The following is a 20588-nucleotide window of genomic DNA, read 5'->3' on the forward strand; positions in this document are numbered from 1 at the left end:
GCGTGACGGACAAAAAAACACCCTCCTCATGGTTTTTCGTGTCCGTTCGTAATATTTCCATTAAAAAAAATATCATCTCCGCTCATTTTTATCTATTATAACAGATAGTTATAATTTTTAACAGATAAAAATCGGCTTTTTGCTTAATATTTTTAATTCTTTTATAAAAGAACACCGAATCTCTCATCATTTTTTACATATATTTCTATTTGATATTTGCAAAAAATTACCTTTTTATCATTTCGAACTTTTGTTCGTATTTTTCTTGCTTTCTCGGATAATATATGATAGCATAGAAAGCAAACATACATTCGATTTTATTTGTTGATCAGGCCATCGTGATCCAGGGAACGCCGTCCCGGATGACGGCCGACCGACAGCAGGGAGGTACACAGTATGAACACTACAGCAGGAACTCTTTCTTTGCAGGATAAACTAAATATTCTGGCCGACGCCGCCAAGTACGACGTGGCGTGTACGTCAAGCGGCTCGGACCGCCGTGGTAAGAAGGGCTTCCTGGGCAATGCGTCCGCCGCCGGTATCTGTCACAGTTTCGCCTCTGACGGCCGCTGTATTTCTCTGCTGAAGATTCTTCTGAGCAATGAGTGTATTTTCAACTGCCGTTACTGCCTGAACCGCTCCGATAATGACCGTCCCCGGGCTACGTTTACGCCGGAGGAGATCTGTACTCTGGTTGTGGAATTTTACCGTCGTAACTACATCGAAGGTCTGTTTTTAAGCTCCGGCGTGGTAAAGAGCCCTTCCTATACCATGGAACTTATGTATCAGACCATCTATCTTCTCAGGACCAGATACAGGTTTAACGGCTACATCCACGCCAAGGCCATTCCCGGAGCTCCTGAAGACCTCATCATGAAGACAGGCTTTCTGGTGGACAGGATGAGCGTCAACATAGAGCTTCCTTCCAGAGACAGTCTTAAATTGCTGGCACCGCACAAGAGTCCTGAGAATCTGATCCGCCCCATGCGCCAGATTCAACAGGGAATTACCGGACACCGCCTTGCCATCGGCAAAGATCCGCAGATGGAGCGGGCTTCCGGGATTCAATATCTCCCTCACACCATATTTAAGGATAATCCTTATAAGAAGCTTGGCTCAGGAAAACAGCTGCCCGGACTATTCGCAGCCACGGACAGCTCCTCTTCTTTCGTCCCTGCCGGTCAGAGCACTCAGATGATCATCGGCGCGTCCGGTGAGACTGATCTGGAACTTTTGTCTGTCACCCAGCGGCTCTATCAGCAGTACGATCTGAAGAGGGTTTTCTTCTCCGCCTATGTTCCTCTCAATGAGGATGCGGCACTGCCGGATATTCATACCGCCCCTCCCCTTCTGCGAGAACACAGGCTGTATCAGGCAGACTGGCTTCTCCGATATTACGGTTTCCATTCCGGAGAGCTTCTGAGCAAAGAACGTCCTAATTTTAATATTATGATCGATCCAAAATGTGACTGGGCCCTCCGGCATCTGGAACAGTTCCCTGTCGAGATTCAGTACGCAAGCTACGCGCAGCTTCTCCGGGTTCCCGGCATCGGTGTCAAGTCCGCCCGCCGGATCGTCCAGGCAAGGCGGCACAGCAGCCTTACTTTTGAACATTTGAAGAAAATGCGGGTCGTACTGAAAAGAGCACAGTATTTTATCACCTGCGGCGGAAAGATGCTGCACCGCATCCCCATTGAAGAGGACTTTATCACCCGCCGCCTCACCTGTGATAACTCCGGCAAGAACTGGGAGATCAGTCACCCGGAAACGTACCGGCAGCTTTCCCTCTTTGATGACTTTCACATTGACGGAGATGTGACCGTAGAAGATTCCGTCAAGACATTTTCGGGGCAGATGTAGAGACTGTGACATGCCAGAATGGATACTCTGCGCTGAGGACTCTATGTAGAAACCTATGCCCATTTTCACCTGCGAACTTTATTGCAAAGGAGATTGCCATGACCACTGTTTTTACATGTAAAGACCTGTTTGACGATATGATGACCTGCGTCTACGATGCATGGGCCTCCCGGCTTGGCCATGCAAACGTAAAGCTCCTGACGGAACCATTGGGAACGAGAGAACTGTTTTGCACCTACCGTCACATAGACGCCCAGCCGGACAAAGCCGCCAGCGTCGTCCGTACTATCCGGCAGAAGATTTCCGCTCATGCATGCCGCATGGTCTACCGCGCCGCCATGTCTGACCAGGAAGATAAGCTGGACGCCATTTACCGTTTTCTGAATCTGGGATTTTATCAGGGACCTTCTGTTCTTGACTGTCTGCAATATCCTGCTGTGATGCGTCTTTTCGAGCTTGACCGGAAGGTTTCCAATGAAGCACATTATTTTAAGGAATTTATCCGTTTTTTCAGCTACGAAAACCGTGTGCTTGTCAGCCATATCGAGCCCAGGAGCAACGTTCTTACATTGATATCCCCTTATTTTTCCGACCGCCTTCCTTCAGAAAACTGGATGATCATTGATGACGGCCGGATGCTTGCCATGGTTCACCCGGCTGATCAGCCGTGTTATCTCACCGCCCTTTCTCCTGAAGAAATGAAAGATCTGTCCAGAGAACCTGATGACGCTTTTGTGGGACTATGGAAGGGATTTTTTTCTCACATTGGCATCCATGAGAGAAAGAATCCCCGCTGCCAGAGATCCATGCTGCCTCTCTGGTACCGTAAAAACATGACGGAATTCCGGTAAATCAACTCCTGTAAGATTTCTCAGTGTAAGATTTCTCACGAAGAAGGCATTGACCTTTTCCCTTCAGAAGATGTATCATCATAACAGACCATAAGACGCTCATCCATGTAAGAATGCTGCACATCCAGTGCATATATTTTTTGTGGCTGCGCGCAGAATAACAGGAGAAAGGAATAATCATCATGCATCCAGTGAGAAAAATGTATTGTCGGACATTTCAGTCCGTCCTCAAGTTTTCCATTCCATTTCTGCCTTACCGCAATCCGAAGATTATCGGCAGCGTAAAAGGCATTCCGGACATATTAAAGAAAAAGAAATGTCGCTCCGTCCTCATCGTGACTGATAAGGGCATTGTCAGTCTCGGGCTTATCCAGAGACTAAAGAAGGTTTTGCGGGAGAATCATATCTCCTATGTTATTTATGATAAGACTGTAGCCAATCCTACTACCACCAATGTGTATGAGGCGGCAGCGCTCTATCAATCCCGCCATTGTTCCGCCATCATCGGCTTCGGCGGCGGTTCCAGTATTGACTGCGCCAAAGCCGTGGGTGTAAAAATTGCCCGCCCAAACAAGTCTCTGGCCAAAATGAAGGGCATCCTCAAAGTACACAAAAAGCTTCCTCTGTTAATTGCAGTACCTACCACTGCAGGCACCGGCAGCGAGACAACCATAGCTGCCGTCATCACCGACGCGGAAACAAGACATAAATATGCCATTAACGATTTTCCTCTGATTCCAAAGTACGCTGTGCTGGATCCTAAGGTTACATGCAGTCTGCCGCCGTTCATCACTGCCTGCACCGGCATGGACGCGCTTACCCATGCCGTGGAAGCTTACATCGGCAATTCCACTACACCGGGCACAAGGAAGAATGCTCTCATGGCTGTCTCCCTGATTTTTAAAAATCTGGACGCGGCTGTCAAGGACGGCAATAATCTGGAGGCCCGGAGAAACATGTTAAAGGCTTCCTATTACGCCGGCTGCGCATTCACTAAATCATATGTTGGCTACGTTCACGCCGTAGCGCATTCTCTGGGCGGCGCTTACAACGTGCCTCACGGCTATGCTAACGCAGTCCTTCTTCCTTACGTGCTGGATTCCTATGGAGAATGCATCCACAAAAAGCTGCATCAACTGGCCATTGCCGCAGGTATAGCAAAGAAAGATATTCCACATTATAAAGGAGCACGGATATTTATTTATGCCATTCAGGCTATGAAAAAACGGTACGGCATCAGCAATACAATAGAAGAGATTCGCGAGGAAGATATTCCCCGACTCAGCCACTATGCAGACAAAGAAGCCAATCCGCTCTACCCGGTTCCGGTTCTCATGAACGCCCAGGAGTTGGAGAAGTTTTACTACATGCTGATGCCGAAAAAGCGGAGAGAAACAGAACCGGCAATGGATTTTCAGGCTTATGCCAGAAAGGAAGCGCAGAGAGCTGCTGAAAAAGCCGCCGGCAAATCCAAACCTGAACCGGCTGTACCATCCGAAGAAATTATAATGGAGGAACAAAATGAAGAAAAAACAGATTGATATCATTCTGCGCAATCAGCATGATTTTTTTGAAAAAGGCGTCACACTGGATATATCTTTCCGGATACGGGCGCTGCAAAGACTGAAAGCATGTATTAAAAGAAATGAGAATGCCATTCACCGGGCGCTGCAAAAGGATCTGGGCAAGAGTTCTTATGAGAGTTATATGTGCGAAACCGGCATGGTTTACAGCGAGATCACATACATGCTGAAACACATCCGTTCTTTTGCCAGAGATGAACATGTTCCGACACCGCTGGCTCAGTTCCATGCAGTCAGCTTCAAAAAACCGTCTCCGTACGGAAATATTCTGATCATGAGCCCGTGGAACTACCCTTTTATGCTCACCATTGAGCCGCTGGTGGACGCCCTTGCCGCCGGCAACACCGCTGTTTTGAAGCCAAGCGCATATTCACCTCACACCAGCGAAGTCATCCGCAAAATCATACAGGAGTGTTTCCCGTCCAGTTATGTGGCTGTCGTCACCGGTGGACGGGAGGAAAATACCTGTCTGCTGCAGCAGCCTTTTGATTATATCTTTTTCACCGGCAGTCAGGCGGTAGGCAAAGAAGTCATGCGGCATGCTGCGGAACATCTGACCCCTGTCACGCTGGAACTGGGAGGCAAAAGTCCCTGCATCGTGGATAAATCTGCCAATCTGCGTCTGGCAGCCAGACGAATTGTCTTTGGCAAGTTTTTAAACTGCGGCCAGACCTGCGTGGCGCCGGATTACATTTATTGTGACCGCAGCGTCCGAAGCGCCCTTGTGGAAGAGATTTGCAAAGAAATAAAGCGGCAGTTCGGCAGCGATCCTCTCCGTAATCCGAATTACGGGAAGATCATCAACGAGAAACATTTCCGCCGGATTACCGGCTTAATCGATCCAAAAAAGATAGCATTCGGCGGCAATGTTAATCCCAAAACCCTGCAGATCGCACCAACAGTTCTTACAAACGTAAGCTTTAAGGACGCTGTTATGCAGGAGGAGATCTTTGGCCCGGTTCTCCCGGTTCTTACCTTCCACTCTCTGGACGAGGCCATCCGCCGGGTAAATGCACTGCCACACCCGCTGGCCTTATATTTCTTCACGAGAAATAAATCAGCTGCCAAAAAGGTGATGACCCGCTGCGGCTTCGGCGGAGGATGCATCAACGACACCATCATTCATCTTGCCACCAGCGAGATGGGCTTCGGAGGCTTCGGTCCAAGCGGCATGGGATCTTATCACGGGAAAGACGGATTCCGCACTTTCTCCCATTATAAGAGTATTGTTGACAAAAAATTATGGCTGGATCTGCCAATGCGATACCAGCCATATCGGTTCCTCTATGAAAAAATGGTTCGTTTTTTCCTGAGATAAACTTATTGATTCATTGTATATGCTCCGGGGCAGAGATGCTTTATCTTCTCTGCTCCGAAACATCATTTTGCCGCTTCAAAAACACCTATCTCCGCGTCAGTTCTTTTCCGTCCAGTGCCGCAAAGACCAGATCATCCCCTTCATAAGATAATTTTAATGAGAAAAACGGCGCGTCTTCTGCCAGCAGCTTTAAAAATATTTTGTCTCCTTCCCAAAGATTCAACCGGGATAATTCCTTCTTTGGCACCCACTCGAGGGTTCCCTCATCACAGGGACTCATCTTTCCTGTAAAATCATCGGCAGTATACAGGAACATATACTCTGTCACCCAGCGGTCTGATACGAAAGTCACGATTCCCCGCAGTCGGTAAGAGGTCAGAGTCAGCCCCGTCTCCTCCTTTACCTCCCGGAGCAGACATTCCTCCGGACTTTCCTTATCCTCAAACTTTCCTCCCACGCCGATCCATTTGTCTTTGTTGATATCCACTTTCTTTGATATCCGATGAAGCATCAGATAACAATCATCTTTTTCTATGTAACATAATGTTGTCGGTATCATTTCTTCTGTCCTTCCCATATTAGTGCACAATGGCCCAGCCAGCATTTCTACTGGCCGGACCAAAGTTCCTCCTCAATCCAGTCCAGGGCCTCCTCATAATCTTTTCTCGCCTCGGCGATCCGGTCCGGATCCTGTTTATCAAGGATATATTCAAATTGTCGTGTCACAGCCTCCAATTGCTCCCGGAGTTCTCCGGTAGCCTCCTCATAGAGACGTTCTCCCCGCAGCAGCAGAACCTTATTGGGTTCCTGATCTCTCGGATGAATCTTCAGATAAGAAAGTTCTTTCATCCGGGCCTGCATTTGTTCCAGCGTCATATCTGACTCCTGATTTTTGATGAGCTTCGTCACAGTCTCTCCGGTGGATTTAATCTTTGCCTCTACCTCAAGAAGCGCATTGACGTCATAGGTATAGGTAACAGAGATTTCCTCTTCACCCGCCTTGTTGTCCGGCACGGTCAGACTGATGGTGCCCAGAGAAACGTTGTTGGAGGCGAAACGGCTCTCGCCCTGTAAAATGTGGATATCCACCTGGGTCTGGTGGTCATACACCGTATAAAACTTCTCCGTGCGGCTGGCAGGAATCACGGTATTGCGCTCCAGAATCGGACAGAAGTGATTGCTCTCCAGCCGGTCGCCCTCAGTGCGAATCGACACTTCCGTGCCGAGCGTAAATGGGCAGACATCCGTGAGAATCACTTCCCGGATGGACTCCCGCCGTTCCTTCATAGCTCCCTGAATGGCGGCGCCCAGCGCCACCGCCTCATCCGGGTTCACACTGGTATCCGGCAGACGGCCAAACAGTTTGCCCACGAACTTCCGTACGGCCGGCATCTTTGTGGTGCCGCCCACCAGCACAATCTCGTCGATCTCACTGATGCGGACGCCCGCGTCGGCCAGACTCCGCCGCACCGGCTGCTTGATGCGGTCAAAAAGCTGCGCCGCTTTCTTGTCAAAATCCCGTCTTGTGATGAGAGATTCCAACCGTTCCCCGTTCCTTACCGCCTGCATCCGGAAGAAGGAGTCGGCGCCATTCTGGCATTTACATTTTTCCGCCTGATTACGGAAATAAAGCCGTTCCTTCTCGGATAAGCTGTTTTTATCAATATGGTGCTCCTCCAGAAATGTATCGAGAATCAGATTGGTAAAGTCCTCTCCGCCCAGATAATTATCCCCGGCCACGGCGCGAACCTCCATGATGTCGTCATCCAGTTCAAGGATTGATACATCAAAGGTACCCCCGCCCAGATCAAACACAAGAAAACGGGTGCTGTCCTTTTTCTGATACAGGCCGTAAGCAATGGCCGCGGCCGTTGGCTCGCTGATGATCCGTTCCACCTTGAAGCCGGCAAGCTCCCCTGCCCGCTTGGTGGCTTTCCGTTTTATATCATTAAAGTACGCCGGGACACTGATGACCGCCTCGGTCACCTCCTGTCCCAGATAATACTCTGCATCCTCCTTCAGGGAACGCAGCACAAAGGATGACAGTTCCTCCGCAGAAAATGTTCTGCCACCCAGGTGGAACTCCTTTCTGCTTCCCATACTCCGCTTAAAAAGGCTGGCTCCCTCATCCGGGTGGACCGCCATTCGTTCCAGGGCAGTCTTTCCCACATATACCTGGTCATTCTCATCTATGCTCACGGCGGAGGGCGTCAGGCGTTCCCCCAGCCGGTTCGGTATGATTCTGGGGCCATCCTCGGTGTAATACGCCGCCAGAGAATTTGTTGTCCCCAGATCTATTCCAATAATCATGGTGATTCCTCCCATTTCTTCATCTGCTCATATTCAAATCGATGTTCCATATCATCGGGAACCTTCTCCGCCGCCTCTTTATATTTCTGAATGGCCCGGCTTACATCTCCTCTGGCAAAAAGAATCATGGCCTCCCCAAGCATTTTCTCATAGCAGCAGGCTCTGGCACAGCCGTCACAGCGGTATTTTTCCGTGTGCATCTCCCGGAAACAGCGCTCTGCCTCCGCAACCTCACCCAAAAACAGCCATGCACAGCCGATCCGGAATTTCCGGCGGCCTCTTTCTCCAAAAAACTCCTCATATTTGCGGGAACGTCCGTCCCTGCCCCGGCAAACCTCAAGATATTGTTCAAAGCATCGGGCGGCTTTCTCTCTCTCCCCGAGAAACTGCCGGCACCGTCCCAGCAGATAAAGACTGCCAAGCTGACATTCCCGGTTCTCGTTCTTTTCACACAGACGCAGCGCGGTCTCCAGATAAACCGCCGCCTCCTCTCCCTTTTCAAAACCGAAGAGATACACCTCACCGGCAAGCTGACATAATACGGCGTCCTCTGGATATTTTCTCCGAAGCCTCTGCATGAGGGAAGACGCCATGGCGTAATCGCCTTTCATCCCGTAAGTTCTTAACATCTCCAGCTCCAGCGGCGCAGGGGTATCCGTTTTGCTCATTCCCTCCTCGTAAGTGGCAACCGCCTTGCTGTACTGTTCATTTTCCCGGTAAAAATCCCCCAGCAGCAGATACATGTCGGCGCTGTCCGGAAACAGCTCCATGTTTTTCTTATAACAGAGAAGCGCCGCCTCGTACTCTCCCATAATGCGATAACATTTCGCAAGATTATTATACGGAAGAGGAGTGATTTCATTCTTCATGAGGCGCGCCGCCTCCAGAAAGAGAGGCTCCGCCTTCTCCAGCATATTCATGGAAAGATAACAGTTTCCTGCGTTATTGCAGGCAAAAACACTCTCCGGATTTTTTTCTCTGGCCTTCTCGAACCAGACAAGAGCCTTTTCATACTCATCCATATCCAGATACAGAAGTCCCATTTCCACCAGATAATATTCTTCAGGATATTTCTCCACCTGCTCTTCCATATAAGGAAGCGCCAGCAGATAATACTCGTTGTCCTCTTCTCTTCTGGCCAGCCGCTCATAGAGCTCCACGATCACATGGCGGACCCTCGAATGCTCCGGGTCCAGGGAAAGCACCTGCTTCATAAACGGCAGCGCTTTCTTATAGTCTCCTTTCAGTTTATAGCACCAGCCGATGCGGTACAGAATCCCCGTATCATCCGGCACATACTTGAGCGCTTTCCGGAGATTCTCAATGGCCTGGTCGTACTCTCCGCTCTGCATCAGAATCGCGGCGTAGCCAAACAGCCGGGAAACATCTTCCCCGCCGTCCGCCATGGACGCTTCCAGGGCTTCCTTCGCCTCCGGCAGACGGGAAAGGTCTGTAAGGATCAGCCCCCGGCGGTAATCCACCTCGCTCCACTCATTCTGTTCCACATCGGAAGCATAGCTCCATCCTTTTTCTTTCAGTACATCTAAAATGTGAAGCGCCGCCTCCAGATCCTCCCGGTTCCGGGCCGTCACTGCCCGGTATCTCGCAGTGAGAATCTGCAGAGCATCGCTTTGTATCTTGTTATCTTCTGTCAGAAATAATATTTCCTGTACTTTATCATACTCTCCAAACATAAAGTACATTTTTATCAGTGTCGCATAAGGTCTACCATAATACGGATACATATGTACCGCTCTCTGGTAATCGTCCGCCACCTGCTGATACATGCCCAGATGCAGGCAGGCTTCCTGCCTCAGAAGCACCGCCGGATAATATCCCTGATTGCGCATGAGCATCTGGTCGCAGGCGTCGACAACCTTCCCGTATTCTTTTCTCTGACGCCAGATATCCGCCACCGTATGATAATAACTGACAATCTGACTCTCCTCGGTCTCTGCTGCAATGGCTTTATCAAAATACTCCATGGCCTCCGCCAAGCCGCTTTCTTCTCCTCCGCGAAGGAAAATCGCCGCCTTCGCAGAACCGATAGTGTAATAGGCATACCCCAGTCTTGCCAGGCGCCGCTGCGTCTTCTTGGTTCCGTCCGGCTTCAGCTTGAGGATTTCCTCCAGCCACGGCTGCAGATGCTCAAGCGCCTCCTCATTTTTATCCATGGTGAGATAAACCCGGCCTTTCAGATTATGATAATCCAGCACATGCTCCTCATCCGGAGTGAAGGAATCAAGAACCGCCAGCGCATCCTCAAACTTCATATTCTGATAATAGCACCAGCCAAGGTCCATCAGTCCCTCCTGGTCAAGCTCTCCGGCCGCCTTCAAAGGTTCCAGCTCCCCGATCATGAACACATTGGCGTCCATCAGATCTTTCATCAGCCGCTCATCCTGCGGGCTGTACTCCAGCAGATCAAGGACGATCTCCCTGGCCTCCCGGTACGCTCCGTCATGAATCAGTTCCTCCGCCTTCCCACTTCTGGCGGCGGCAGAATCCGGGTAATGCTCCAGAAGCCTGTCATAGATGCCCCGCAGCTCCTCCCAGCGTCCCTCCATCTGAAGAAACTGCCCGTAGCAGCTGACAATGCGCTCCTCGTCAGGATAGGCTCTGCCCAGACGGACGAAAATCTCTCCCGCCTCGTCTTTCTTTCCTTCATTAAGGAGAATCCGCGCCTCCTCGATCTCTCCATACGGATGATACACCGTAAATGTTCTGAGGTGCGCGAGCTCCTGCTTCGCCTGGTCCATCATCCCCAGATCCGTGAACTGGCGGAACCGGTTATACGCTTCGATATAGCCGTCAAAATCATCGCTTTCCCTGCCTTCAAACAGATCATAGTTGAGAATCCCCTCATCCTGCACCGCCTGGCACAGATAATCCACGAAATCCTCCGGGAACCATTCGGTGAGCGTCCTCCGGTCTCCGCTGATATCAAACGTCCTGTCAATACATTTCCACACTTCCGCAGGAAAATGAAAATGTTCCATCAAAAAGGTGAGGAAGGCCCTGCGCACCTCTTCCTCCGTCTCCAGATTCACGCAGACCGGATCGTCAAAAAGAGCTTCCCACTCCTCCGGGCGTATTCTGCGAAAGAAAGAAGCATAGACCTCTCTGCAGCGATCCATAAACTGCTCTGATGCGCTCTTTTCCCGCACGTCTTCCTTTTTTCTGGCATAGCGGCACGCCTCCTCATAGGCTGTGCGCAGTCTCTGAAATCCCTGCATATCATCCTCCGGATTCACGGAATGCAGCAGTTTCCGGTATGCCTTTTTTATGGTTGCCTCGTCTTTTGTGGGCGCAATGCCAAGCACATCAAAACAGATTTCTGTCATAATTGTCCAAATACCTCTCCAATACTGTCGTTAATCACCAGATCCGCCTGACTGTCCCTCGGCGTGGAGGAACGGTTGATGAGCACCAGGTGACTTCCCCGGAAATAATCAATCATTCCCGCTGCCGGATACACTGCCAGCGAAGTGCCGCCGATGATGAGCACATCCGCATGGGAAATGGCATAGACGGCGTCCGAGATCGTCTGGCTGTCCAAACCTTCCTCATAGAGAACCACGTCCGGTTTCACCAAACCGCCGCAGGCGTCGCAGCGCGGCACGCCCTCGCTGTTCTTCACGTAGGCAGCGTCAAAAAATTTGCCGCATTTGGTGCAGTAGTTTCTGTGAATACTTCCATGAAGCTCCAGTACCTTCTTGCTTCCCGCCATCTGATGGAGACCATCGATATTCTGAGTCACCACCGCCCGGCATTTGCCCTCTTTTTCCCACTGAGCCAGCTTATAATGGGCCTTGTTCGGTTTCGCGTCGAGGGCCATCATCTTGTCCTTGTAGAACTCATAGAATTCCTCTGTCCGCCGCACAAAAAATGTATGACTCACGATAGTCTCCGGCGGATATTTGTATTTCATATTATAAAGTCCGTCGGTGCTTCGGAAATCCGGAATCCCGCTTTCCGTGGAAACCCCCGCTCCTCCGAAAAACACCAGATTATCTGTGTTGTCCACGATCTCTTTTAACTGTTTTACTTTATCATTCATATCCCCTTCTCCTTTCTCCGGTTCGTCCGGATCTCTTATATATACAAAATCGCCGCATTGACAAGACCGAGGATCAGTCCGATCAACGCGCCAAGATTTACTACTGCACCAAGCTCTTTTTTCATGATGGAAAGCATCAGTTCTTCCACCTCCGCCACATTCATGGCGTTGATACGCTCTTCCACAATAGAAGACAGATGCAGATTATCAAGCACCTTCGGCAGCTTCTCCGATACCATAGACTCGTACTGTTTCACAACCAGTTCCGGAATATCCACGCCGTAAGCCTCCAACTGTGTAAATGTATCTCCCACTGTCTTTTGCTGCAGTGTTTCCGATTCATCCAGCACCATCTGCTCCACCACAGATCTTCCGTACTCTGCCACGTACTCGTTTATCTTCTCTTCCACCTGTCTGGCGATGGGCTCCAGCATGGAGCCTCCAAGCATCATTCCGAACATGGAATCCTTCAGCTTATCTTTGGCGATTTCCATGACTTTGTCGGCAATGATTTCTCCCACATTCATCTGCAGGACCTTGTCAAATACTTTATCAGTCACGGTTTCCTCAGCACTCTCGATGAAATCCTCCACCTGTTCAGTGGAAAATACATTCTCCGCCGCTTCGCGCAGCGTATCCTGCGACGCCTTTCTGTTCTCCACCCAGGCAGAAACTTCCTCCCGCACCGCCGCTTTTTTCTCCTCTGACAGAAGAACTTCCTTCAATACTTCTTCCGTGAGAAGCTGTTTTTCCACTGCCCGTCCGACCGCCCGGGCAAGTCTTTCCTTTCCTTTGGGAATCACCCCCGGCGTAAAGGGCAGACGCCATCCAAAAAGGCGGATCTCCTCCCTCGGCCGAAACAACATCTTCACCGCCACCCAGTTGGTGGCATATCCTATCACCGCGCCAATGAGGGGGGTGGTAATCAATTTCCAATATGCAAACATAGTTCCTCCTTCACAGCCGGACGGCGACATCATTGTCGATCCGGATGCCGTCTCTCTCCACAATGCAGTCCACCGCGCGGATCATGACGCCCGCCTTCTGTGCCAGGCGAAGCGCTTCCGCGAACTCCGGCTGTCTTTCCTCAAATGGTGTGAACCGGCTGACTCCTTTCATCTGAATCACAAAAAGGATGCCGGCGCGGTACCCGTCCTTCTGACAGGCGATGAGCTCTTCCACGTGCTTCTTTCCCCGTTCGGTGGGAGCGTCCGGGAACATGGCAGTTCCGCCGACGTTGAGGGTCACGCCCTTCACTTCGATGAACCATTTCTCTCCGGCGGCCTCCACATAGAGGTCAAAGCGGGAGCTGCCGTATTTCTGCTCTCTCTTTATAAATGTAACGTCCTCTAACAGACCGCCTTCCGCAATCCATTCTTCTGCCAGACGGTTGGGCGCCTGGGAATCAATGTTGACCCACTGCCCATCCTTCTTCACACAGATTAACGAATACTTTGTCTTGCGGCTGCTGCCCTCCGCCGCCGGTTCCACCAGAACCGGAACGCCCGGCAGAAGGAGCTCTCCCAGTCTTCCTGTGTTTTTCACATGACAGATCTCTTCCTGGCCGCCAATGCAGATATGTGCTCTGAACCGATTGGGCCTTTTTAAGAAAACTGCCTCCTGTAAGTTATTATATCTCATTTTCTCTTTCTCTGATATGTTATTTTATATTTTTCTTCTCTGTTTATCAAAATGTCTGTATTATCGCCGGTATTTTCTGAAATCATCCCGGCATAAAGTCATCTCCGGATTTTATTCTTCTGTCATAAACGTTTCCTGCACTTTCTCCCAGAACTGTTCCAGTACCTTTTCATAATTGTAAAGATTCACCTCATAGTAGCTGTCCCATTCCTCCGGCAGAAGCATTTGATTTTCCCTCAGCAAAAAACGGTCATCCATCAGAAGTATAGTCCCTGTATCTTCGGCAGTACGTATCACGCGCCCCGCCGCCTGCAAAACTTTATTCATGCCTGGATACCGGTACGCATAATCATACCCCTTTTTGCCCTTCCTGTCAAAATACACCCGGATCCGTTCCCGTTCTTCACAGATTTGCGGAATCCCGGTCCCAACGATCATCACGCCGATGAGACGGCGGCCTGTCAGGTCGATGCCTTCGGAGAAAATGCTTCCCAACACACAGAATCCTATGAGAGACTTGCTGTTCTCTTCCCGAAAAGCGTCAAGAAACTCCTCCCGCTCCGTCTCGCTCATCGACGTACTCTGCACGAGAAAATCGGCGGCCAGAGACAGGGTGCTCTCCTCCGCCAGCGCAAGAACCTGCGACAGCATCTCATAGGACGGGAAGAAAATCATATAATTTCCCGGTTTCACAGAGATTGTCTCCTCCAGATACCGCACCATCTTCTGATATTGTTCCGTTCCCCTCCGGCTGTAGCGGCTGGTCACATCCGACGCGACAGCGAGCAGTCTCCGTTCCTTCTCAAATGGCGATGACACGCTGAATGCGTCCATGGAACCGCTGCCGCCCAGAAGCTGCCGGTAGTACCGGATGGGCAGAAGGGTGGCAGAAAAAAAGATGCCTGCCCGGCATTTTTCCAGATATTCCGCCAGCCGGGAGGAGGGGTCCACGCAGAACAGGTGCACTTTCAGATGAGTTCCCCCGCCTTCACCGTATATCTCATATCCGTCTTCCATGGTATCCAGGATCATAAAGAAATGTCTTGCCTGAAAATAAAACTCCACCGCTTCCTCCCGGTTTTCCATCTCCGGATGATCCTTCAGATAATCTTCCATGGTACCCAGCAGCCAGAACAGCGGATAATAGAGACTGTCAATGTTCTCTGCAATCTCCTCCACATTTTTACTCATGCGCAGAAGCTCACGGTTGCAGTTCTGCAGCTTTCTGACGATACTTTTATTTTTATCGCGGAACAACTTTTTCATTCTCACAAAGTCTTCTTTCTTAAGAACAGCACTATACATTTCCCGTGCTCTGTCAAGAAGATTATGGGCCTCGTCAATGAGAAGCACACTGCCGCTTTTTTCTCCAAACAGGCTTTTACGGTTAACATGAGGATCAAACACATAATTATAATCGCAGGTGATGCAGTCCGCCCACCCGGCCGCCTCGAAGGAAAGTTCATAGGGGCATACCTGATATTTTTCACTGTATTCCAGAATATCCTCCCGGCGTATAATCTCCCTCTCTGTCAGCAGCGCATAAAGCGCCCCGTTAATCCGGTCGAAATGTCCGCGGGCTTTCGCACATGCCGCCGGGTTACATTCCATCACTTCATTATCACAAATGCGCTCCTTGGCGGTGATGGTCACCGCTTTCATGGAAAGCCCCTGTTTTTGCAGCAGCAGAAGGGTCTGCTCCGCCACCGTCCGGGTGATGGTCTTGGCCGTCAGGTAAAAAACCCGCTCCGCCTTTCCCTCCCCCAGGCCTTTCAGGGCAGGATACAGGGTAGAGATGGTCTTTCCCACTCCTGTGGGTGCCTGCAGAAAAATATTTCTCCCATCATTGATGGAACGATAAACCATGGCAGCCAGCTTTTTCTGCCCGGGCCGGTAGGAAAACGGAAAAACCATTGCTTTGATACTGTCATCCCGCCGCCGTCTCGCTTCCACATACATATCGGCCCACAGTTTATATTGATCCATCAGATCGTCAAACCACTGCGCCAACTCCTCCATATCGTAATGCTGCGTGATATATTTGATTTCCTCTGTCTCCATGTTACAGTAAGTGATCTGTACAAGCACATCCTTATGTCCCGCAGGGCCGGCGTGCATATAGGCGTAGCACTTGGCCTGGGCAAGATGGAGGGGCTCCGCCTCCTCGATCTGCCGGACGTCCTTATACACACATTTTATTTCATCGATGAGGGGGACGCGCCTGACAGCGCTTTCGTTCTCATCCCGTGCGTCGACGTCCTCGTACTCCGCCGAATCGATGCCGTCCGCCCGGCCTTCCAGCACCAGCTCGTAACCGTCCCGGCGCCAGCTCATTTTCAGGGGCACCTCGCTGCGGTACCCTGCTTTTTTGGAACGCTGAATTTTCCGGTGCAGACGACTTCCCTCCTGCATCGCTTCCGGATCGGAGACCAGACTGCTCCCCGTCTCAATATCGCCGCTGCGCAGAAAAAATTCCACCAGTTTCCGCACGGAGGTTTTTACCATGTTATTCTGATAAGACAACATTTCTAATTTCCTTTTCTCCCTGTGCTTTTATTTCATTTTTTCTTCATATCTTAATGAAAAATATTTCAAACGAAAAATTTTTTTCTATAAATGAAAAATGTCCACAATGAGGGGCAAAACTCACTGTGGACATCTTCCATATAATACTAACCTTTAACTTAGGGGATTACTTTTATTATAATACACTACTTCCGTTAAAATTTCATGTTAAACTAGAGGAAAAAATTGTTCAATTCCCAGTAACATTGTGTATTATTTTTGAAAACAGCAATATTCTTTCATTTGAAAGCAAAACTATTCTCTATTTCGGAAGCTGTCCCAAAATCGCCGGTATTAACTGTTTCTTCCTTGATACAACTCCTGGCAGCTCCACGGACGTTCCCTCAACCTTTACCGGGAAAGCTCCCTCCAAAACTTCCTTACACATATCGCCAAGGAGCAGAAGCTCGGTTGACTCTGTGAGAATATCTGTCAGCATGAAGAACAGCATATCCAGCTTATAGCTGTCTTTTACTTCCGCCATATAGGTAAGAAGCTTTTCTTTGCAGGCGGAAAGCTGTTCTTTATTCATGGCGCTGATCTGACCTACGCCAAAATTAATCTTATTATCATTGAATTTCTTGAAATCCTGATAGAAAATTTCTTTTGCAGATTTCGCTGTCAGATTGCTGCCGGCATCAAACATATTCTTCGCATAATCTTCGATATCTATCTCCGCAATACCTGCAAGCTTCTCTGCAATGAGACGGTCAATGGCCGTACAGGTCGGAGACCGGAACATTAACGTATCCGAAATAATAGCGGAGCACATGAGACCGGCGATATATGGCGGAATGCTGATGTCATTTTCCATGTACATCTGCGTCACGATAGTGGAAGTACATCCCACCGGCTGATTACGGAAAAACAAAGGCGCATTGGTCTCCAAATTGCCCAGTCTATGGTGATCGATGATCTCCAGAATATCTGCCTCTTCAAAACCATCCACTGCCTGTGTCTTCTCATTGTGGTCCACAAGGATGATTCTCTTTCTGTCCAGATCCAGCAGGTTCCGGCGGGAGATCATGCCGACATATTTATTCTGTGTATCCACGATCGGGAAATCACGGAACCGTTTCTTTGCCATGATCTCCTGAATGTCGTCCACAAAGTCCACGGTACGGAAGGTTGTCAGATTCTCTGTTGTCATAAAATACCTTACCGGCATACTGTGGTTGATAAGTCTCGCCACAATGTATGTGTCATACGGGCTGACGATGATACGGCAGCCACGTTCTTTTGCCAGCTTGCGGATTGTTTTAGATACCGGAGCGCCCATGCAGACAATGATACACTGCGCTTCCATCTCAATGGCACATAACTGTGACTCATAGCGGTTACCCAGAATAACCATATCATACGGCTCAATGATGTCTTCCATCATATCAGGGTTAGCCGCGGCGATCAGAACATGTCCTTCATCAAAATTGCCATCCATATCACCGACAACCATCTCTCCATCGATGGTTTCCACAATATTTTTATAGCTGGTTCCCGCTTTTGACAGAATCATATTGTCATATACATCCATGTCTGAATAAGCAATATCACCGACTGTAATGATTCCTGCAAGCTCCTCGTTATTGAGAATCGGCAAAGAAACTATTCTTGATGTACGCATGATATCCCATGCTTTTTTCAGCGATAAATCCGCAGAAATTCCTGCAGTTTTTCTGATCTCAATGTCAAGTACCTGCGGACGGATATCTGTCAGATAAAGCGGCTGCGGTACATCAAAATGTTTTAAAACAAACTGTGTCTCTTCATTGACATGACCGTTTCTGGCAGGAATATAGAAATAGTCCAGACCGTCTCTGGCAGCTATCTCATTTTTCAGATAAGCATAGGAAATGGCCGCGCAGATACTGTCTGTATCCGGATTTTTATGTCCGATTACATATACATTCTTTTTGTCACCCATAGAAAACACCCTCCTGTTATTCTCTTTTTCTTCCATTTATAATTGTAAACATTTCTCTTTTCTTTTTCAACTGTTTTTGGCGGAACATTTTCTCATATTCTTTTCTTGAATATCCCTTTAATTCATAGAGCGGCGTATATTCATATAGAGTCTTTACTATATCATGAATCTTCTCTTCTATTTCTGCCGATTCAAAATGCAGCACCGCCATTTTTTCCTTCAAATCTCCCCATTCACATCCGTTCTGAATCATGAGAAGAAGGGTTTTTACCATTACTGTTGCCCGGTAATAATTCATATGCATTTCATCTATCATGAAAGAGCCCAGTTCGGAAACGCCTCTCCACCGGTTATCTATTCCCGCTGCTTCGCTGATATAAAACAGATCTTCTTTCTCAATATTTTTATATGATAAATCATTGTGCTGCTGAATATACATCAACAGTATTTCCGGATTTTCCACGTTGACGCATTGATAATAATTTTTCTTTTTTTGAACGTCTCTGAGAAGCACGCCAAAGGACCAGAGCGGGCAGCGGCATTTTAAAAACGTTACGAATTCCCCGTACGGGAGCATACGTTTTGTCGCCCGCATGAATGATTCATGGAGAACCGGGACTTCCGTCATTCCATAATAATACATCAGGCCGCAGATGATCTTTTCCCACTCTTCGTATTGTTCCATAAGTGCCCTGCTCTTTTTGCTTTTCAGCAAAAAATAAAACCGATCCCTCATCTCGGGAATAATATAAATAACATTAGGCTCATCGGTAATAGGATTACCTTTTTTGTATGTAACCAGCCCGAAAATTTTTAAATATTCCAGATAATCCCACTCTTCCAGACTAATTTCTATTTCGCTTTTTTCCCAGACGGACAGCAGAAATTCCAGAAAATGCCGGGGAATCATTTTCAGGATCCACTCGCTGTTATTATAAAATTCTTCTTTCCATGCAGTGATATAAGTCTCTTTTGGTAAACCTTCCTCAAACTCTATTCCTATTCTGCTCAATATGGATTTCACGGTTTCCACCGGGGTCTTCTGCATAACTGACGACGCTTCCATATCTCCCAGCACAATATCGGCCTGCATCGCATTATATTTGTTTTGCATACTCTCTCCATTCTGCTAATCGCATCTGTATGAACATCCGAGTTTCGTGTAAAAAAATCAGCATCCTGTGATGTAAACCGGATGCTGAACTGTCACTTTTTATTTATTTTAGTTTCTGCCACAGCATTTTTTATATTTTTTGCCGCTTCCGCATGGACATGGATCATTTCGTCCGATCTTAGGAGGCTTCACAACTGTTGTTGAACTCTTCTGTTCACGATACAGTTCCTTTCTGCGCTCCGGTGTCAGCAGATTATCCCACTGCTCCAGATTATACAGCCATTCTGCTCTGGCTCCTACCATATTATAGTATAATTTCTCCTTATCATAATCAAGAGAAACTACCGTGTTTTCATCCATCTCCTCGATAGGATTCGGAGTCTTCAAACTGTCATTGATACCGTCCAGATATCCGACAAAATATGTCAGCTCCATGTTAAACTTCTCGGCCAGTTCTGCCACTGTACCGCTCACCGGCTCATCCGGTGTCGAAAGAATCTGCTCATATACAGCCTTCTCCTGCTGGAAATAATCAATCCAGAAACGCTGTCCTTCCTGTGTTCTGTCATCATGACTGTAGGCGAATTCCCGCCAATCTTTTAATAAAGACATAATTCACTTTCCTTTCAGTTATCTTGCTTATCCGCTGGCCATAAACCATACGCGGTTCCTGCAGCGCATTTTATGGTATTATATCAAAAAAAGTCAGAGAATACAATGTGTTTTCGCCAGCAAAGTATTTTCCGGTGAAATAACAAAGAGTTCTGATGTAATAAAAAAACTATCTGACAGAAATCATTTTATCAGATAGTTTTCTAGCAGCGCTACCAGGATTCGAACCTGGAAATGCTGGAATCAGAATCCAGTGCCTTACCATTTGGCGATAGCGCTATATTATATATAGAAACAGGGAAAAAATCCCTGTAGATAAGAAATAAAGCAGAATTCTTTTTATCAGAATTCTTTTTCATAAAAAAACTGGAATAATCCAGTTTTAAAGCACGAGACGGGATTCGAACCCGCGACCCTCGCCTTGGCAAGGCGATACTCCACCACTGAGCCACTCGTGCATATAAGGGATGTACCCTTGAAAACTACACACAGGTTATCAGATTATTTGAGCGGTCATCTCGGAAACTTCGTTTCCTCGATGTGGTTGCTCCGCTTTAGGTCAAGCTTTCGACCGATTAGTAGCAGTCAGCTCCATGCATCGCTGCACTTCCACCCCTGCCCTATCTACCTCATTGTCTCTAAGGGGTCTCTCACATTTCTGCTAGGAGATCTCATCTTGAGGGGGGCTTCACGCTTAGATGCCTTCAGCGTTTATCCCTCCCCGTCTTGGCTACCCAGCCGTGCCATTGGCAT

General features: G+C 48.5%; 14 protein-coding genes, 2 tRNA genes and 1 rRNA gene. 4 read left to right on the top strand and 13 right to left on the bottom strand.

The window, feature by feature from the left end:
* Positions 1-396: 396 nt before the first annotated feature.
* The 4 genes from B5F87_RS12150 to B5F87_RS12165 all read left to right on the top strand — a co-directional run bounded on the left by B5F87_RS12150 (position 397) and on the right by B5F87_RS12165 (position 5612).
* Positions 397-1860, top strand: a complete 1464-nt coding sequence (locus B5F87_RS12150) for a putative DNA modification/repair radical SAM protein (RefSeq protein WP_087281396.1) — start codon at positions 397-399, stop codon at positions 1858-1860.
* Positions 1861-1958: 98 nt separating this feature from the next.
* On the top strand, positions 1959-2711 hold the full coding sequence (locus B5F87_RS12155) for a TIGR03915 family putative DNA repair protein (RefSeq protein ID WP_087281398.1): 753 nt from the start codon (positions 1959-1961) through the stop codon (positions 2709-2711).
* A gap of 182 nt (positions 2712-2893) precedes the next feature.
* Positions 2894-4252, top strand: a complete 1359-nt coding sequence (locus B5F87_RS12160) for an iron-containing alcohol dehydrogenase (protein WP_087281400.1) — start codon at positions 2894-2896, stop codon at positions 4250-4252.
* Positions 4233-5612: an aldehyde dehydrogenase gene (locus B5F87_RS12165; protein ID WP_087281402.1), complete on the top strand. Its 1380-nt coding sequence runs from the start codon at positions 4233-4235 to the stop codon at positions 5610-5612. The genes B5F87_RS12160 and B5F87_RS12165 overlap by 20 nt, the downstream gene beginning before the upstream one ends.
* A gap of 85 nt (positions 5613-5697) precedes the next feature.
* Here B5F87_RS12165 and B5F87_RS12170 read toward each other — a convergent pair whose 3' ends face one another.
* The 13 genes from B5F87_RS12170 to B5F87_RS12230 all read right to left on the bottom strand — a co-directional run.
* On the bottom strand, positions 5698-6171 hold the full coding sequence (locus tag B5F87_RS12170) for an 8-oxo-dGTP diphosphatase (RefSeq protein ID WP_087281441.1): 474 nt from the start codon (positions 6169-6171) through the stop codon (positions 5698-5700).
* A gap of 47 nt (positions 6172-6218) precedes the next feature.
* The gene (locus B5F87_RS12175) at positions 6219-7922 is read right to left on the bottom strand and encodes a molecular chaperone HscC (protein WP_087281404.1); all 1704 of its coding nucleotides are present in this window, start codon (positions 7920-7922) and stop codon (positions 6219-6221) included.
* Positions 7919-11266: a J domain-containing protein gene (locus tag B5F87_RS12180; RefSeq protein WP_087281406.1), complete on the bottom strand. Its 3348-nt coding sequence runs from the start codon at positions 11264-11266 to the stop codon at positions 7919-7921. Before B5F87_RS12180 ends, B5F87_RS12175 begins: the two co-directional genes overlap by 4 nt.
* Positions 11263-11982 (bottom strand): NAD-dependent protein deacylase, encoded by a 720-nt coding sequence (locus B5F87_RS12185; RefSeq protein WP_087281408.1) that lies wholly within the window; start codon positions 11980-11982, stop codon positions 11263-11265. The genes B5F87_RS12180 and B5F87_RS12185 overlap by 4 nt, the downstream gene beginning before the upstream one ends.
* 35 nt (positions 11983-12017) lie before the next feature.
* Positions 12018-12929 (bottom strand): DUF445 family protein, encoded by a 912-nt coding sequence (locus tag B5F87_RS12190; protein WP_158097044.1) that lies wholly within the window; start codon positions 12927-12929, stop codon positions 12018-12020.
* 10 nt (positions 12930-12939) lie between these two features.
* Positions 12940-13623: a DNA/RNA nuclease SfsA gene (gene sfsA / locus B5F87_RS12195; RefSeq protein WP_087281412.1), complete on the bottom strand. Its 684-nt coding sequence runs from the start codon at positions 13621-13623 to the stop codon at positions 12940-12942.
* A 111-nt stretch (positions 13624-13734) separates the two neighbouring features.
* Positions 13735-16149 (bottom strand): ATP-dependent DNA helicase, encoded by a 2415-nt coding sequence (locus B5F87_RS12200; RefSeq protein WP_087281414.1) that lies wholly within the window; start codon positions 16147-16149, stop codon positions 13735-13737.
* Between the two features lie 301 nt (positions 16150-16450).
* Positions 16451-18109 (bottom strand): putative manganese-dependent inorganic diphosphatase, encoded by a 1659-nt coding sequence (locus B5F87_RS12205; RefSeq protein ID WP_087281416.1) that lies wholly within the window; start codon positions 18107-18109, stop codon positions 16451-16453.
* Between the two features lie 16 nt (positions 18110-18125).
* A complete protein-coding gene (locus B5F87_RS12210; protein WP_087281418.1) occupies positions 18126-19223 on the bottom strand; it encodes a hypothetical protein in 1098 nt (365 codons plus the stop codon).
* Between the two features lie 108 nt (positions 19224-19331).
* A complete protein-coding gene (locus B5F87_RS12215) occupies positions 19332-19835 on the bottom strand; it encodes an SEC-C metal-binding domain-containing protein (RefSeq protein ID WP_087281420.1) in 504 nt (167 codons plus the stop codon).
* Positions 19836-20042: 207 nt separating this feature from the next.
* Positions 20043-20114: transfer RNA gene (locus tag B5F87_RS12220), tRNA-Gln, on the bottom strand.
* 107 nt (positions 20115-20221) lie between these two features.
* Positions 20222-20293 (bottom strand) — tRNA-Gly (locus B5F87_RS12225).
* 97 nt (positions 20294-20390) lie between these two features.
* Positions 20391-20588, bottom strand: a 23S ribosomal RNA gene (locus B5F87_RS12230); the annotation flags it as partial.

Source organism: Eubacterium sp. An3, assembly GCF_002159465.1.
GTDB classification, from domain to species: domain Bacteria; phylum Bacillota; class Clostridia; order Lachnospirales; family Lachnospiraceae; genus Anaerobutyricum; species Anaerobutyricum stercoris.

Excerpts from the sequence above, each read along its gene's own strand:
- B5F87_RS12150 (WP_087281396.1), top strand. The coding sequence starts at position 397 with ATGAACACTACAGCAGGAACTCTTTCTTTGCAGGATAAACTAAATATT.
- B5F87_RS12155 (WP_087281398.1), top strand. The coding sequence starts at position 1,959 with ATGACCACTGTTTTTACATGTAAAGACCTGTTTGACGATATGATGACC.
- B5F87_RS12160 (WP_087281400.1), top strand. The coding sequence starts at position 2,894 with ATGCATCCAGTGAGAAAAATGTATTGTCGGACATTTCAGTCCGTCCTC.
- B5F87_RS12165 (WP_087281402.1), top strand. The coding sequence starts at position 4,233 with ATGAAGAAAAAACAGATTGATATCATTCTGCGCAATCAGCATGATTTT.
- B5F87_RS12170 (WP_087281441.1), bottom strand. The coding sequence starts at position 6,171 with ATGATACCGACAACATTATGTTACATAGAAAAAGATGATTGTTATCTG.
- B5F87_RS12175 (WP_087281404.1), bottom strand. The coding sequence starts at position 7,922 with ATGATTATTGGAATAGATCTGGGGACAACAAATTCTCTGGCGGCGTAT.
- B5F87_RS12180 (WP_087281406.1), bottom strand. The coding sequence starts at position 11,266 with ATGACAGAAATCTGTTTTGATGTGCTTGGCATTGCGCCCACAAAAGAC.
- B5F87_RS12185 (WP_087281408.1), bottom strand. The coding sequence starts at position 11,982 with ATGAATGATAAAGTAAAACAGTTAAAAGAGATCGTGGACAACACAGAT.
- B5F87_RS12190 (WP_158097044.1), bottom strand. The coding sequence starts at position 12,929 with ATGTTTGCATATTGGAAATTGATTACCACCCCCCTCATTGGCGCGGTG.
- sfsA (WP_087281412.1), bottom strand. The coding sequence starts at position 13,623 with ATGAGATATAATAACTTACAGGAGGCAGTTTTCTTAAAAAGGCCCAAT.
- B5F87_RS12200 (WP_087281414.1), bottom strand. The coding sequence starts at position 16,149 with ATGTTGTCTTATCAGAATAACATGGTAAAAACCTCCGTGCGGAAACTG.
- B5F87_RS12205 (WP_087281416.1), bottom strand. The coding sequence starts at position 18,109 with ATGGGTGACAAAAAGAATGTATATGTAATCGGACATAAAAATCCGGAT.
- B5F87_RS12210 (WP_087281418.1), bottom strand. The coding sequence starts at position 19,223 with ATGCAAAACAAATATAATGCGATGCAGGCCGATATTGTGCTGGGAGAT.
- B5F87_RS12215 (WP_087281420.1), bottom strand. The coding sequence starts at position 19,835 with ATGTCTTTATTAAAAGATTGGCGGGAATTCGCCTACAGTCATGATGAC.